Source organism: Burkholderia theae (assembly GCF_048565265.1).
GTDB lineage: Bacteria > Pseudomonadota > Gammaproteobacteria > Burkholderiales > Burkholderiaceae > Burkholderia > Burkholderia theae.
The window spans coordinates 23,498-37,399 of record NZ_CP183461.1 but is presented as its reverse complement, the minus strand read 5'-3'; the positions used below and the strand labels follow the sequence as shown (position 1 = coordinate 37,399).

The 13,902-nt window shown below is 63.5% G+C and carries 13 protein-coding genes, 1 tRNA gene and 1 pseudogene; 9 read left to right on the top strand and 6 right to left on the bottom strand.

The genetic code is table 11. From position 1 onward, the window contains the following. Positions 1 to 30: 30 nt before the first annotated feature. Positions 31 to 1,044, bottom strand: a complete 1,014-nt coding sequence (gene egtD / locus ACN22W_RS00150; protein ID WP_343494402.1) for an L-histidine N(alpha)-methyltransferase — start codon at positions 1,042 to 1,044, stop codon at positions 31 to 33. Next, a complete protein-coding gene (egtB, locus tag ACN22W_RS00145; RefSeq protein ID WP_419685648.1) occupies positions 1,028 to 2,254 on the bottom strand; it encodes an ergothioneine biosynthesis protein EgtB in 1,227 nt (408 codons plus the stop codon). The genes egtD and egtB overlap by 17 nt, the downstream gene beginning before the upstream one ends. 557 nt (positions 2,255 to 2,811) lie before the next feature. Here egtB and ACN22W_RS00140 point away from each other — a divergent pair. Both ACN22W_RS00140 and ACN22W_RS00135 read left to right on the top strand, forming a co-directional pair. Then, positions 2,812 to 3,288 carry a carboxymuconolactone decarboxylase family protein gene (locus ACN22W_RS00140; protein ID WP_419685647.1) on the top strand — a complete coding sequence of 159 codons (477 nt, stop codon included), beginning with the start codon at positions 2,812 to 2,814 and terminating at the stop codon, positions 3,286 to 3,288. Beyond that, positions 3,288 to 4,169 carry a sigma-70 family RNA polymerase sigma factor gene (locus tag ACN22W_RS00135; RefSeq protein ID WP_129513314.1) on the top strand — a complete coding sequence of 294 codons (882 nt, stop codon included), beginning with the start codon at positions 3,288 to 3,290 and terminating at the stop codon, positions 4,167 to 4,169. Before ACN22W_RS00140 ends, ACN22W_RS00135 begins: the two co-directional genes overlap by 1 nt. A gap of 100 nt (positions 4,170 to 4,269) precedes the next feature. Here the strand turns inward: ACN22W_RS00135 and ACN22W_RS00130 are convergent, their stop codons facing one another. Both ACN22W_RS00130 and ACN22W_RS00125 read right to left on the bottom strand, forming a co-directional pair. Further along, on the bottom strand, positions 4,270 to 4,785 hold the full coding sequence (locus ACN22W_RS00130; protein ID WP_419685645.1) for a DUF2628 domain-containing protein: 516 nt from the start codon (positions 4,783 to 4,785) through the stop codon (positions 4,270 to 4,272). Positions 4,786 to 5,091: 306 nt separating this feature from the next. Continuing rightward, positions 5,092 to 5,168, bottom strand: a tRNA-Val gene (locus ACN22W_RS00125). A gap of 562 nt (positions 5,169 to 5,730) precedes the next feature. Between ACN22W_RS00125 and ACN22W_RS00120 the strand changes: the two genes are divergently transcribed. The 4 genes from ACN22W_RS00120 (at position 5,731) to ACN22W_RS00105 (ending at position 8,403) form a co-directional block, all read left to right on the top strand. After that, positions 5,731 to 6,171 (top strand): hypothetical protein, encoded by a 441-nt coding sequence (locus ACN22W_RS00120; protein ID WP_419685644.1) that lies wholly within the window; start codon positions 5,731 to 5,733, stop codon positions 6,169 to 6,171. Positions 6,172 to 6,189: 18 nt separating this feature from the next. Further along, positions 6,190 to 6,444, top strand: a complete 255-nt coding sequence (locus tag ACN22W_RS00115) for an Imm74 family immunity protein (protein WP_419685643.1) — start codon at positions 6,190 to 6,192, stop codon at positions 6,442 to 6,444. Positions 6,445 to 6,678: 234 nt separating this feature from the next. Continuing rightward, the gene (locus ACN22W_RS00110; RefSeq protein WP_419685642.1) at positions 6,679 to 7,242 is read left to right on the top strand and encodes a hypothetical protein; all 564 of its coding nucleotides are present in this window, start codon (positions 6,679 to 6,681) and stop codon (positions 7,240 to 7,242) included. Positions 7,243 to 7,293: 51 nt separating this feature from the next. Then, on the top strand, positions 7,294 to 8,403 hold the full coding sequence (locus tag ACN22W_RS00105) for an Imm72 family immunity protein (RefSeq protein WP_419685640.1): 1,110 nt from the start codon (positions 7,294 to 7,296) through the stop codon (positions 8,401 to 8,403). Positions 8,404 to 9,177: 774 nt separating this feature from the next. Here ACN22W_RS00105 and ACN22W_RS00100 read toward each other — a convergent pair. Next, entirely contained in the window at positions 9,178 to 9,939 is a 762-nt protein-coding gene (locus tag ACN22W_RS00100; RefSeq protein WP_419685639.1) for an anti-sigma factor family protein, read from the bottom strand. Positions 9,940 to 10,054: 115 nt separating this feature from the next. On the opposite strand from ACN22W_RS00100, the pseudogene ACN22W_RS00095 reads away from it, so the two are divergent. Next, positions 10,055 to 11,104 (top strand): annotated as a pseudogene (locus tag ACN22W_RS00095) (RNA-guided endonuclease InsQ/TnpB family protein); the annotation flags it as partial. A 16-nt stretch (positions 11,105 to 11,120) separates the two neighbouring features. Here the strand turns inward: ACN22W_RS00095 and ACN22W_RS00090 are convergent. Beyond that, positions 11,121 to 11,642: a sigma-70 family RNA polymerase sigma factor gene (locus tag ACN22W_RS00090; protein WP_343494417.1), complete on the bottom strand. Its 522-nt coding sequence runs from the start codon at positions 11,640 to 11,642 to the stop codon at positions 11,121 to 11,123. Between the two features lie 157 nt (positions 11,643 to 11,799). On the opposite strand from ACN22W_RS00090, the gene ACN22W_RS00085 reads away from it, so the two are divergent. Both ACN22W_RS00085 and ACN22W_RS00080 read left to right on the top strand, forming a co-directional pair. Next, complete coding sequence (locus tag ACN22W_RS00085) at positions 11,800 to 12,888, top strand: catalase family peroxidase (RefSeq protein ID WP_419685638.1); 1,089 nt, start codon at positions 11,800 to 11,802, stop codon at positions 12,886 to 12,888. Further along, on the top strand, positions 12,888 to 13,418 hold the full coding sequence (locus tag ACN22W_RS00080) for a cytochrome b (RefSeq protein WP_164991980.1): 531 nt from the start codon (positions 12,888 to 12,890) through the stop codon (positions 13,416 to 13,418). The genes ACN22W_RS00085 and ACN22W_RS00080 overlap by 1 nt, the downstream gene beginning before the upstream one ends. The last annotated feature ends 484 nt before the right edge of the window (positions 13,419 to 13,902 follow it).

Sequence of the window (13,902 nt, the reverse complement as noted above, 5' to 3'; positions counted from 1 at the left end):
CCATCTGCGAGCGGTTCGCGAGAGCGGGCGTTACGCGCGGATATCGTCGACGCTGCGCAGCCAGTGCACGCTGAACAGGTTGTCCGCGTCGGTCCACACGGTATCGGGCTCGAATCCCGCGCGGCGCGCGATCGCCTGGAAACCGTCGATCGTGAACTTGTGCGAGTTCTCCGTGTGGATGCGCTCGCCGGCTTCGAAGCGGAACGCGTGGCCGCGCACGTGGACCGTTTGCGCGATGTCGCTGACGAGATGCATCTCGATGCGCTGCCGCTCCCGGTCGTAGAACGCGCAATGCGAGAACGCATCGACATCGAAATTCGCGCCGAGCTCGGTGTTTGCGCGCACCAGCAGGTTCAGGTTGAACTGCGCGGTCACGCCCTGCGCGTCGTTGTACGCGTGATGCAGCGTGCGCTCGTCCTTCACGAGATCGGCGCCGACCAGCAGGCCGCCGCCGCGCAGCAGCCGCGCGGCGTCACGCAGGAACGCGTCGGCCTCTTCCGGCGAGAAGTTGCCGATCGTCGAGCCCGGAAAGAAGCCGATGCGCCGCCGCGGCGTCGCGGTCAGCTCGGCCAGCTGCTCGGCCTTCGTGTAGTCGGCCGCGATCGGCGCGACGTCGAGCCACGGATAGGCCGAACGCAGCCGCGCGGCCGCGCCGTGCAGGTAGTCGGCGGAGATGTCGACCGGCACGTAGCGCGCCGGCGCGTTCGCGTAGTTGCCCGCGAACGCGTCGAGCAGTACGCGGATCTTCTCGAGCGAGCCCGCGCCGAATTCGACGATGTCCGCATGCGGGCCGACGCGCCGCACGATCTCGGCCGCGCGATCGCGCAGGATCCCGAGCTCGGTGCGCGTCGGATAGTACTCGGGCAGTTCGCAGATGCGGTCGAACAGCTCGGAGCCGGCCGCATCGTAGAAGTATTTCGGCGAAATGCTGCGCGGCGTGCGCGACAGTCCGTCGATCAGGTCGCGCTCGAACGCGCTCGGCCGCGAATCGCGGGCGGGTTGCTGGCCACCGCTCGTGGCCGTGAGGTCAGACGTCTCGCGCAAGTCGCACCCCCGTGAATTGCCAGCGCGCGGCCGGCGGAAAGAAATTGCGGTACGTCGGCCGTTCGTGCCCAGGCGGCGTCGCGATGCTGCTGCCGCGCAGGACCTGCTGGCCGACCATGAACTTGCCGTTGTATTCGGCCGCGACACCCGCGAGCGGCCGAAAGCCCGGATACGGCTCGTAGGACGAGCGCGTCCACTGCCATACGTGACCGAGCATCTGCCGGATGCCGTCCGCCGCGAACGCCGCTTCCCATTCGAACTCGGTCGGCAACCGCGCGCCGGCCCATTCCGCATACGCGGCCGCTTCGTAGAAGCTCACGTGGCACACCGGCGCGTCGGGCGCGAGCGGTTCGACGCCGTGCAGGCCGAACGTGCGCCGCACGCGCGTGGCTGCCGCATCGTCGTCGTCCGGCATCCAGTACGCGGGCCCTTGCCACCCTTCCCGCTGCACCGTCGCCCAGCCGTCGGACAGCCAGAATTCGGGGCGCGTGTAGCCGCCGTCGGCGACGAACGCCGCGAATTCCGCATTCGTCACGAGGCGGTTCGCGATTTCGTATGGCCGCACAAGCGCGGTGTGGCGCGGGCGTTCGTTGTCGAACGAGAACGCGTCGCCGTCGTGGCCGATCTCGACGAGCCCGCCCGGCTGATGCAGCCAGCGCGGCGCACCGGCATCACCCACGGCCATCGCCTGGTTGCCGTCCGTCCCGTTGCGCGGCCGGAACGCCGGCTTCAGCGGGTTGCACGAGAACGCATGCAGCATGTCCGTGACGATCAGCTCCTGGTGCTGCTGCTCGTGATGCAGGCCGAGCACGACCTCGGGCGCGATCGCCTCGAGCAGCGCCGGATCGGCGCCGGCCAGCGCACGCAGCATCGCGTCGTCGACGTGCTGCCGGTACGCGTGCACGTCGTCGAGCGACGGACGCGTGAGCAGCCCGCGCTGCGGCCGCGGATGGCGCGGGCCGAGTGCTTCGTAATAGGAATTGAACAGGAACTGGAATGCGTCGTTGAACGGCGCGTAGCCGGGCACGCGTCGCATCAGCACGACAGTTTCGAAGAACCAGGTCGTATGCGCGAGATGCCATTTCGTCGGACTTGCATCCGGCATCGACTGCACGGCCTGGTCTTCGGCGGACAGCGTCGCGGTCAATGCGACGCTATGGGCGCGCACGTCCTGGAAACGGCGCTGAAGCTGTGATGCAAGGAGGCTCATCGGTTAACCGTCCACGTCGCGATTCGCTGCGTTGCGTTGCCGGAAAAAGGAAAGCCTTGCGCGTGATGCGCGCGGCTGACGTGCGACCTGCTGCTGCGTCGTCGGGCAGCCGGCGCGCGCGCCGGGCCGCGGATGCGGCGTCACTTCATCTGCCCGTGCAGAACAGTATGGGCCAGAAATGTGAATGCTGCGAATCGGGATGTCGATGCAGCGCGTTCGAAAGAAAAATGAAAGTGTCGACCGTGCGCGTGTCGCATGCGTGACAAGCCGGCGATGCCTGTCGGGGCGTGCAGATGAAGGTGTTCGCAACGCGCTTGCCGGCGCGCGCGGCTACTGACGGCCCATGACATCCATGCGGCGATCGTGAGTGACGGCTCCGCGACGCGCAGTTTGTCTGACGAACGCGACCGTGCGCCGTCATCGGTGCGGCAACCGCCCCACCCTTCACCGGCGATCCGCATCCACGCGCACTTCGAAAAAATTTTTTGCGCCGATGTCACACACGCGGGGGGCTCGCTCGTCATATCACCGGAACCCACACGAAAGGAGAAGGAACCATGACTGCGAAACTCAATCCGTTTGCCGCCGCTCCCGCACTGATGAAGAACTGGATGACCGTGTCGGTCGCCGCCGCGAAGAGCCTCGAGCCGACGCTGATCGAGCTGGTCAAGATCCGCGCATCGCAGATCAACGCGTGCGCGAACTGCATTAACATGCACACGGCCGAAGCCCGTGAGCAAGGCGAGACCGAGCAGCGCATCTATCTGCTGTCCGCGTGGCGCGAAGCGCCCTGCTACACCGACCGCGAACGCGCGGCGCTCGGCTGGACCGAGGCGCTGACGCGGCTGTCCGAGGGCCACGCGGCGCACGAAGCGGCCTATGCGGCGCTGAACGACCACTTCAGCCAGGAGGAACAGGTGAAACTCACGCTGATGATCAACGTGATCAACGGCTGGAACCGGCTTGCCGTCGGCTTCGGGCTGTGGATCGATCCGGCCGACGCGAAGGCCGCCACCGCGCAGATGGTGGCCTGATGACGAACCTCGATCCGGCCAAGGGCAGCCCCGAAGAACGGGCCGACGCGGCGGCGAGCTTCGATCCGCTGCGTCGCACGCTGATCCGCGTCGCGTACCGGATGCTCGGTTCGGTCGCGGATGCCGAGGACATGGTGCAGGAAGCGTTCATCCGCTGGATGGACGTCGACCGCACCGAGGTGCGCGTACCGGAGGCGTTCCTGCGCCGCATGGTGATGCGCATGTGCCTCGACCAGCTGAAGTCCGCGCGGCACCAGCGCGAGACCTATATCGGTCCGTGGCTGCCCGAGCCGGTCGTCGAGGAAGATGAACAGGAGGATGTCACGCTGCCGCTGATGCTCGCGCTCGAACGGCTCTCGCCGCTCGAACGCGCGGCATTCCTGCTGCACGACGTGTTCGGCCTCGAATTCGACGAAGTCGCCACGACGATCCAGCGCGACCCGGCCGCGTGCCGGCAGCTCGCCGCGCGGGCCCGCACGCATGTGCGCGAGGCGCGGCCGCGTTTTCATGTCGAGAAGCAGCGCGGGATCGAGTTGGCCGAAGCATTCTTCGCGGCGTCACGCAGCGGCGACATGCGCGCGCTCGGCGCGATGCTCGCCGAGGACGTGAGCCTGCATTCGGACGGCGGCGGCAAGCGCACGGCCGCCGGCAAGCCGGTGTTCGGCTTCGAGCGCGTGATGAAGGTGCACGAATACCTGGCCGAGCTGTTCGCCACGCACGCGTCGAAACTCGTACGGGCCGGGTTCATCAACGGGCTGCCGGGTTTCGTCACGCTGGAATCCGACGGCGAGCTGCAGACCACGGCGCTCGAGATCGAGGACGGGAAGATCGTCGCGATCTATGTCGTGCGGAATCCTGACAAGTTGAAGCATCTGCATTGAGGGCGGCGGAATCGTGCGCCGCGTGCCGTGCGGATGCATGGCGACGGCGCCCTCCGCCCGCTTCTTTCCGCCCTGCTTTCCCGGTCGCCGGTTACCGCAATCAATACGTCCCGACCACGAGGTTGCGGACCATGATCATCAGGAAACCGAGCAGCGGCGTTGCGACGGCGAACCCGGTTGCCGCGAGCCAGTTCGTGCCGCCTTGCGCCTCCAGCAGCGCGAGAAACGATTCGCCGGACGTCGCGTTCGGGCGCAGCTTGTCGATCTTGCGTTCGACGTGTGTCTTGTAGATGCCGTTCCCGTACCAGCCGAGCGAGACCGCGATCGCGATCGTGACCGGGTCGAGCGTGCTCGATTCGAAGTATTTCGGGAAGTACAGCAGTTCGACCAGCGTGATGCCGAGCGTGACACCCAGCACGGCGGCCGCTTGCCAGTACATGCATCGATATGCCATCCAGACCGGGCCCAGGAAGCACGCTGCCCAGTTCCAGGACTGCCGGCTCTTGCGCGATTCGGCGATCGTCCATTTCCGCTCGTACCAGGTGGCTTTCTTGCCGACGTACGCGGCGATTTCGTCGTTGCTCGCGGACGGCGTGGTGGTCGTGACCTCGGACATGGTCGTTTGCTCTCAGTCGCGCGGATCGCGCGTCGTTGTTCTGATGCGGTTTGGGTGCGCTGGAGATCAGGAGGCTTGCCGCGCAGCGCGCTTCGATGCGCACACGATTCTACTCGGTGTGAATTGCGGGTCGATAGGCGGGTAAGGATGCGATGCCGTGGATCGCGCAACACATCGGGGCAACATGCGCTGTTTCGGCCGGAAAAAGAAAAACGCCACGCGAGGTTGCCGCGTGGCGTTTGTATGTTTGGCGAGCCGCATTGCCTGTAGGCAATGTGTGCTGCCGGACCCCTTCATTTTGTTCGTTGGTAGGCTCGATTGGATTCGAACCAACGACCCCCACCATGTCAAGGTGGTGCTCTAACCAACTGAGCTACGAGCCTAAGAAGCCGCGAATTATAGAGAGGGTTTTTGAGGAGCACAAGCCCCTTCGTGAAAATTTTTTGAATCGGGGGTGCGTGTGCGGGTGGGTGGTCTTGTTGGTTGCTGCGCGTGCGTGATGCCTCGTGTCACAGCGAAACGTGTCGGTGCCGCGAAGTTATCCACATTCCCCTCTGGATAACCGTCTTGCAAGCCTCTGGATTCACAGTGGAGCGATTGAGGATATGTCGTCGCGGCTGTGAATCGACGAAAAGTTGTTCTGTGCTCCGCGGAGCTGTTCACGTGAGGTGCCCATGGTTATGCATCCTGCTTCGTGTTGATAATTCAGTGCGTTAGGGAGGTTATCCACTGTGAGGCACAGGGCTTGTTAACTATCACTACGTATGTATACGAACCCTGTTAACACCTTTGGATAAGCACAGTCCGTCGACTGTGATTCGCGCGGGATATGCACTGCGTGCTGTGAACGGATGGACCAAGCCGCAGCCCGTGAGGCATGTGGGCAAGGTGCGAACCTCCGTGTCTGTAGAATCGCCGGCATTCAGGATGTGAAGGCCTCGCGACATGGCACTGGCGATTCGGGTTGACTGGCAAAGCGGTGCGGTTCATGCGGACCGTACTCGCATCGAGGTCGGAAGCGACGGGCAGTTGGGTGAGGACATTCGTCGCTTGTGTTCGTCGGCGCAGCCAGCGGCGAACGGTGCGGTGCGTTATCGCGTGTTGCAGAAGATCACCTTCGGCGGCCACACAGGCGAATGCGTGATCGACGTGAATGAAGGGCAACTCGCGAGCGTGACGATCCTGTTCGATACGATCCGCTTTTTCGACAAAGGCATCACCGAGTCGAAGATCGTGCGGTCGATTGCGAAGTCAGCGGGCTTGACGGTGGTGAGCGAGCATCCTGCGGTAGCACAGCTCGAACCGTGTGCGTGGGGAGTTGCCGAGTTTCGCTACGATCCGAGGCAAGGGGATTTGAGTTTCGAGGTGCAGTTCCGTAACGACTGAATCACGCGAGGCAAAGCGATGACGTACAAGGTCCTGACGGTGTCACGCGGTGCGATCGTGCTGTCCGATGGCGAGCGTGCCGTCCGGGTGCTGGGCGAAGCGCTGCTGCCTACCGTGGACAACGGCCCTGCATTCGTCGTCTACGTCGATTCAATGAAGTACGTGGAGCCGAGACACGACGAGGCGATCGATGTCGTCACGCGACAGGCCGTGATTTCGGCGATTACTGCGCATTTCTCGTCGCGACGGACGACGGTCGACTTTGAATCCTGAGTTAGCGACGATGAAAACCGACGCGATGAAACCGAAGAAAGAGCAGGGTGACGCGAGCGGCGCTCGCAACTGGGGCAAGTAATGGGACTGATCGTTTGCCATCGGCACGGACGTGCTTCCACGGCGACGACGTCGACGGGCGTTACCGCACGCATCAAACTGAGGGGGCAGTGTGTGCCCGGCGAACTCGTGAAGGTTTCGCTCGACCGGCCGAGATACAGCCGGGAGATGTGGATGTTGCGCGCCGAGTTCGACGAGCACGAGGTCGATGCGACCTTTGTCGATCAGGTCGCGCACGTGAAGGCATTTCCGAAGATCGCGGCGCTGGAGCGCTTGCGCGCGTATGAGTGTTTGGCGTGCCTGGACGAACTGCTCGTGCGCTCCGGCGAAACGCCTTATCAACCGACGACGAAAGAGCAGGCGTTCGACACGTCCGTTGTCGCGGCGAATGCAAAGTGGCCTCGCAATCACGCGCGATGCGAGCTTCACGGGCTGATCTGGCCGACGCGCACGTCGCCGGATATCGAGGCCGCGATCCTGACGATCGACGTGATTCGCGATTGCCATGTCGTGCAGGTGACCGATGGCACGATGAAGCACGAACCGAAGCACTGGTTTGACGAAGCGTTTTTGCGCAAGGTGCTCGGGCCGGATATCGACATCGTCGAATCGGCATTCCGGATCGACGATCGGGCCACGTTCGTGAAGCTGTGGGATGCCGGTGAGTACGTGTGTCCGGTGTGCCTGCGGGAGGTATTGAAGCGAAGTGGCTTGAGCAACGATGGCACGCCGGCGTGAACGCAGCGGAGCGATCATGACGTTTATGGAACCGGCGCCGTTGCGCGGGGATTGGTGATGACGATCAAGCTGTACGACCTGACGGATGACGCGACGCGGCGCAGGATTTTCTGGCTGCTTCAACGCCTGACCAGCTTTTCGCTTTGGAAGCGCAAACGCGATGCGTTTGCGATCTTTGCAAGCGAATACGAGAACGCGGTGAAGACGTGGCCTGAAGACGATCCGGAGCCATTGCACGCCGGCCACTTGCCGATCATCTGCGAAATTCTCGCCGCTTACGATCAAGGATTGTCCGAGCTGGCCCGCGGGTATCGGTTTGTCTGGCAGCGCGGCGAGCCGCTGGAATACGCAGTCGACAGGTATAACTATTTGAACGCGTATTTCTTCCCCCATTACAACTACTGGGAGCGTGGTGCGCAGTTTGCCCCCTATCCGCCGAAGGTCAACGCGCTGGCCCAACTGCTGCACGCATCGCAATACCAGATGGAGCATGCACCGCTCGAGCCGTCGAGTTTGAACAACGATCTGGCGCAACTGCGCTCGGAGGGGCTGCTGCTGTCCCCGAATGCATACAGGAACACCTTCTACACGCTTCCGTATCCGGTGTTTCCGGAGGACTTGCCCGAGGTTCCGGAACCAGTCGGCCCGGTGATCAAGTCAGGCGAGAAGGTGCCTTGTGACGGCATCTGGGAACCCGTTGTTGTCGATCAATTGAAGTTGCTTGGCATCGTGCCGGTCGGCAATCGCAGTCTGCGCGGCAATGGCTGCTTCAATTATTTCATTCGGGACATCCGCGCGCCGAACCTAAGGAACGACGAGACGAGAACGCCCGTCAAGACGCACTGGCGACTGTTGTGGGAGGACAAGCGATATGCGGACGGCATCATTCCCGATGAATCGCAGTATTTCCTTGAGCCGCCGTCGCCGTTGCAGCCGAACCGTGACACTGTCACGCAGGTCCGCACCGGCGATATCTGCCCGGTCTCCGGCGAACGGCAAACGGACGAATACGGCGGCAAGACGCTGCGCGTCGAAGCTGGGGTGGTGATGCCGGACATGCTGGTCAGGGACAACCTGGGCGAGCTCACGGTGCGCTGGGTGACGTGGCGCATGGCGTTAACGAATGCTCATATCGCGGCAATGCCGATGACGTGCTCGTGATGCGACGGTGCTTTGCCTCCGTTTGGGGATAACCGGCGCACGAAACGATTCGGAACGCTGTGCGGCCGGTTGGTGAGCGTGGGTTAGGATCGCATGCTGGGCGCGGATTCCGGCTAATTCGGATGACGGTCGATCGCGTTGTTTTCCAGCGCATAGTCGAGCGCTGAAAGGCCATCGCCGTTCTTGCCGCTGTCGGCAGGAGGCATGTGGACAACCCGCACGCCAGTCCAGTCGAATCTCTGTGCATTGGATGGGTGAGCGTCTTGTTTTCGACAAGAAGGATCACCCCGAATGCCTTGTTTGGCGGGCTTTTTGCCGGAATCGATCGGATGACTCGCAGAATTCGCGGGCGACGCCCCGAGGTTGGATGCGTTGTGGATATCCAGGAGCCAAAGAACTCCAAACCCTGTGCGTTCAACCAGTGAGAGCAATCGAACCCGGCGCAGGCATTCGTTTTACCGCAAGGGGTGTGGATATCGCAGCCCCAAAACAACCCGAAACACTGTGCAGACCAAAGGTGAGCGAGTCGACCGATGACGGCAAGCGGCACCGCCATGACCGGTGTGGATATCCCGTTCCGCGCCGACTCAAAACCCTGTGATTTCAAAGGTGAGGGCACCGAACAACGTTCCGATGTGGACAACCGCTCAGCAAAGTCACTCGAAACGCTGTGCATTCAAGCGGTGAGCGTAAGCACGCTCAAGCCAGCCAAGCCGCACCGCGCAGGGCGCTGGCGCCTTGCCAACGCCCCCACCGCGGCGCGCATCGTACCACTCAAGTCTGCTGATCGAGCGCCTGCACGACCGCCTTCTCCCCAAGACTCCCGGCCGGCCCGACCACCGCATAGTTGAGCCCGTTCACCGACCCATACCGTGCCAGCAACGCACCATCCACGCGTTGCCCGGCCGGCAGCAGCCGATGTTTCGATTCCGCCGGCCGGAGATAGAAGCTCAGCGTCCGCCCGGCCTCGTCCTCATAAAGCACCATCGCAGCAGTAGCGCCGCTGTCCGTCGTGAACAACCGCCCACCGACCGGCCGGAACCCCGCCGCGCTCAAATCTGGCAGCCTCGCCGACGCCCCCACGCGTTTGGTGAGCCACCCCTGCAAATCGCCCGCACCCGTCGGCCGGTAATCCACCTTCGCCGTCTGATCGACCACCATCATCCGGTAGGCCTCGACCGCATCGCTCATCGGCGCGATAGCCGGCGCCGCATTCCACCCACGCGCCTGCCACCCACCAAACGTCCCCAGCCCGACGCAGAACACGAACGAAGCCGCGATCGCGAACCGCATCCGCGAGCGTTCCGCCTGCCGGCCGCGAATCGCCGCTGGATCGAGCGCAGGGTTATCGGCCGGCATCCGCACGCTTTCGAGCGCGGCCCGCAACCGCTGCGCATCCTGCTGCCATTGCTTCACCTGTTCCGCGCGCTCCGGATGCAGCGCGAGATAGCGCTCGACCGCGGCGCGCGCCTCGTCGTCGAGCTGGCCGTCGACGTAGGCCTGAAGGTCGTGTTCGTTAGGTGGAATGTTCATCATGATGTGCTCCGAGAAACCCCGCCGTTTCCCGCAAGGGGACTTCCTTCGGGGCGCATGGCGGGTAGCGCAGGGCGCGTTTGACAGGCAGCTTCGTCCACCGGCTAGGATGGCCGGCATGATCCTTGTCTATCGCTACCGGGTAAAGTCGCTCAACGGGCTGCTTAACAAGCAGAGCCGCGCGGTGAACTACGTCTGGAACTTCTGCAACGACACGCAGAAGCATGCCCTCAAGTGGAACAAGAAGTGGCCGACAGGGTTCGACTTGAACGTATTGACGACGGGTTCTAGCAAAGAGCTTTGCATCCATTCCGGCACGATCAACGCAACGTGCGAACAATACGCGAAGTCGCGCAGCCAACACCGGCGCCCTTACCTGCGCTATCGCGGCAGGAAATCGCTTGGCTGGGTACCTCTGAAGGGCCGCGATCTGAAGCGCGAGGGCGATGCGTTTCGTTTCGCTGGCAGCACTTTCCGCGTATTCAGCAGCCGCCCGCTGCCCGATGGCAAGATCAAGGACGGAACGAATTTTGCGCAGGACGCACGCGGCAACTGGTTCCTGAACATCGTGATCGAAGTGCCGGATGTACAGGTCCGACCGATCCGTTCCGGTGTTGGCATCGATCTCGGCCTGAAAGACTTCGCCACACTTTCGACGGGCGAGAAGCTGCCGAACGACAGGTTCGGCCAACGAGCAGCAGAGAAGCTGGCAAAAGCGCAACGCGCGCGAAAGCACAAGCGGTATATCGCGAAGCTGCACGCCAAGGTTGCGAATGCCCGCGCCGATTTTCAGCACAAGCTCGCGCTCGATCTGGTGCGGCGCTTCGACTACATCGCGATCGGCAACGTTTCGGCTGCCAAGCTCGCCAGAACCAGGATGGTGAGAAGCGTCTACGACGCATCCTGGTCGTCCTTCCGAGACAAACTCCGCTACAAGGCGATCGCGCACGGAGCCACGTTCGAGGAAGTCGACGAAAGCGGTTCCACCCAGTCCTGTTCGGCGTGTGGGTCGAAAGACAGCACGACGCGGCCGAAAGGTATCGCGGGACTGCGAATAAGAGAGTGGGCCTGCAGTGAGTGCGGTGTCTTGCATGATCGAGATATCAACGCTGCGCTGAACATTCTCCGATGCGGACGTGCATCGCCAGGTGTGGGAATCCTCCGACTTTTGGCGGAGGAGGGCGTCAATTCTTCATCAATCGCAAAGAAGGAGCGGGGAGCTCGCCATCGCTGAGCTGGCGCAGCGCCTGGCGCGCGCGGGAGAGCCGCGACATCACGGTGCCGATCGGCACCTCGAGCAGGTCGGCGACTTCTTGATAGGTGAAGCCCTCGACCGCGACGAGCAGCAGCAGGCTGCGCTGCTCGTCCGAGAGCCGGCCGAACGCTTCGAGCGTCGCGCGCGCCGTGAATTCGCGTTCGGCGGACGGCCAGTGCGCTTCGTCGTCGTCACGAATGCGGCCGAGCAGCCAGCTGTAGCGCTTCGCGCTGCGTTTCCCGTCGAGGAACTGCCGGTACAGGATCGTGAAGAGCCAGCTGCGCAGCGACGCGTCGTCACGGCGGCTCGTCCAGCGCGATAGCGCGCGCTCGAGCGTCGACTGGACGAGATCGTCGGCCGCGTGGACGTCGCGCGCCAGCCAGAGCGCGAAGCGTCGCAGCCTGGGGAGGAGTTCGCGCAACGCGTCGTCGTCGAGGGCGGTGGAGGGCATGGCCGGGCCGGTTGCCGAAAGGGTCGAGATGCCGCGTAGGACGCCGGTCGGCACCGATTATTCCATCAAGCATAGGAAAAAAATTTTCGTGGAATAAAGCGGCGCGGGTGGCGTCCTACGCGGGTTCGACAATGATCTGACGATCGGGAGCGCATTCATGAAGCAACCTTCTTCTTCTTCGCCGCAGCGCGAGCCCGGGCGCGGGTGGTGGCGCTGGGCCGCGATCGGCGGCGCGGTGGCCGGCGTGGCCGTCGCGTTCGGGTATGCCGGCGGGTGGCTCGCGCCGGCGCGTCTGACCCCGCAGCGGCTCGTCGACGCGCTGCAGACCAACAGCGGCATCCATCCCGGGTACCGGCGCAATCACGCGAAGGGCGTGTGCGTGACCGGTTACTTCGAAGGCAACGGTGCCGCGAGCGCGTATTCGGTCGCGCCGTTCTTCAAGGCGGTGCGCACGCCGGTGGTCGGGCGGTTCGCGCTGCCGGGCGGGAATCCGTATGCGCCCGACAGCAGCGTGCCGATCCGCAGCCTCGCGCTGAAACTCACCGCGCCGGATGGCGAGCAATGGCGGACCGGCATGAACGCGATGCCCGTGTTTCCGGTGGCGACGCCGCAGGCGTTTTATCAGCAGACGCTGGCGACCCGGCCCGATCCGAAGACGGGCAAGCCCGATCCGGCGAAGGTGAAGGCGTTTTTCGGCGCGCATCCGGAGACGGCCGCGTTCCTGCAGTGGGTGAAGGGTGCGAAGCCGAGCGCGAGTTACGTCACCGAGAGTTATTACGGGTTGAACGCGTTCTACTTCGTCGACGCAGCGGGCAAGCGGCAGGCGGTGCGGTGGCGCGTCGTGCCGGAGCAGACGGCCGGCGCAGGGGACGTTGCGACGGCCGCGGATCCGAACGTGTTGCAGCAGGACGTGACGCAGCGCATCGCGGCCGGTGCGCAGAAGTGGAAGCTGCTGGTCACCTTGGCGGAGCCCGGCGATCCGGTGGACGACGCGACGAAGGTCTGGCCCGCGCAGCGGACGACGATCGATGCGGGGACGCTCGTGCTCGACCGGGTGGAGGCGCAGGACAGCGGACCGTGTCGAGACGTGAATTACGACCCGACGGTGCTGCCGCAGGGGATTCAGGTGTCGGGGGATCCGTTGCTGGCGGCGCGGTCGGCCGCTTATGCGGATTCGTATCTGCGCAGGACGAGTGAAGAGGCCGGGGTGGCGGGCGTGGCCAAGTTGAGTTCGGAGGGGCGGTGATGAAGACTTCTACGACGTTTGGTTTGCCGGCGCGGGTGCTGCATTGGGTGATGGCCGCGATGATCGTCGCGATGCTGTTTATCGGGGTGGGGATGGTGTCGTCCGTCTCCGAGCGACATGCGTTTCTGGTGGCGATTCATAAGCCACTGGGTGTGGCCGTGCTGGTGCTGGTGTGTGTGCGGATCGTGGTGCGGATGGTGTCGAAGCCGCCGGCGTTGCCTGAGGATCTGCCGTGGTGGCAGAAGGTTGCCGCGCATGGGTCGCATCTCGTGCTGTATGCGTTGATGGTCGCGATGCCGCTGATCGGGTGGGCGATGCTTTCGGCCGGCGGGTATCCGGTGACGCTGGGCGGTGGCGTGCAGCTGCCGGCGCTTGTTTCGGCCGACCCGGTGACGTTCGCCTGGCTCAGGGTCGCGCATCGGGTGCTGGCTTACCTGTTCTTCGCGACGTTCCTCGCGCACTTCGCGGCCGCCCTGTATCACGGGTTGATCCGGCGTGACGGCGTGGTGAGGGCGATGGTGGGGCGGTGAGCGACGGAGGGTTGGTTTCGATACGGCGGGGCTGTTCACGGGCGACCGAGGCCACTCCTGTCGTGTCGCTTATATATGACCGCGAGGGAGGCTCGGCGGCCCGCGGAACTGCACGTCAAAAAAATTTCACAAAGGGGGTTGCGGAGATCGGGGCAGATGCTTAGAATCTCGCCTCTTTCGCGCTAACGGAAACACGGCGCGGGGGGAAGAAGGGAAGCGGTGCTGTTGAGGTCGGTTATAGCGACCCTGGCGCACACGAAATTAAACCGCAGTCGTCGAAACGAAGTAGTTAAAAAAGTTATTGACGAGTTTTAAAAAACGGTTAATAATCTCGCTTCTCTGCTGCTGAAAACGCAGCGCTGCTGAGAAACACCAAGTTCCTCGCAGAATGCTCTTTAAAAATTAACAGCCGATAAGTGTGGGCGCTTGATGGAAGCGAGCTGATCCTCGGATCAGATAGCAAAAGTATCAAGAGTCTCACACT

Excerpts from the sequence above, each read along its gene's own strand:
- ACN22W_RS00085 (WP_419685638.1), top strand. The coding sequence starts at position 11,800 with ATGAAGCAACCTTCTTCTTCTTCGCCGCAGCGCGAGCCCGGGCGCGGG.
- ACN22W_RS00140 (WP_419685647.1), top strand. The coding sequence starts at position 2,812 with ATGACTGCGAAACTCAATCCGTTTGCCGCCGCTCCCGCACTGATGAAG.
- ACN22W_RS00100 (WP_419685639.1), bottom strand. The coding sequence starts at position 9,939 with ATGATGAACATTCCACCTAACGAACACGACCTTCAGGCCTACGTCGAC.
- ACN22W_RS00110 (WP_419685642.1), top strand. The coding sequence starts at position 6,679 with ATGTTGCGCGCCGAGTTCGACGAGCACGAGGTCGATGCGACCTTTGTC.
- ACN22W_RS00080 (WP_164991980.1), top strand. The coding sequence starts at position 12,888 with ATGAAGACTTCTACGACGTTTGGTTTGCCGGCGCGGGTGCTGCATTGG.
- egtB (WP_419685648.1), bottom strand. The coding sequence starts at position 2,254 with ATGAGCCTCCTTGCATCACAGCTTCAGCGCCGTTTCCAGGACGTGCGC.
- ACN22W_RS00135 (WP_129513314.1), top strand. The coding sequence starts at position 3,288 with ATGACGAACCTCGATCCGGCCAAGGGCAGCCCCGAAGAACGGGCCGAC.
- ACN22W_RS00115 (WP_419685643.1), top strand. The coding sequence starts at position 6,190 with ATGACGTACAAGGTCCTGACGGTGTCACGCGGTGCGATCGTGCTGTCC.
- ACN22W_RS00090 (WP_343494417.1), bottom strand. The coding sequence starts at position 11,642 with ATGCCCTCCACCGCCCTCGACGACGACGCGTTGCGCGAACTCCTCCCC.
- ACN22W_RS00120 (WP_419685644.1), top strand. The coding sequence starts at position 5,731 with ATGGCACTGGCGATTCGGGTTGACTGGCAAAGCGGTGCGGTTCATGCG.
- ACN22W_RS00130 (WP_419685645.1), bottom strand. The coding sequence starts at position 4,785 with ATGTCCGAGGTCACGACCACCACGCCGTCCGCGAGCAACGACGAAATC.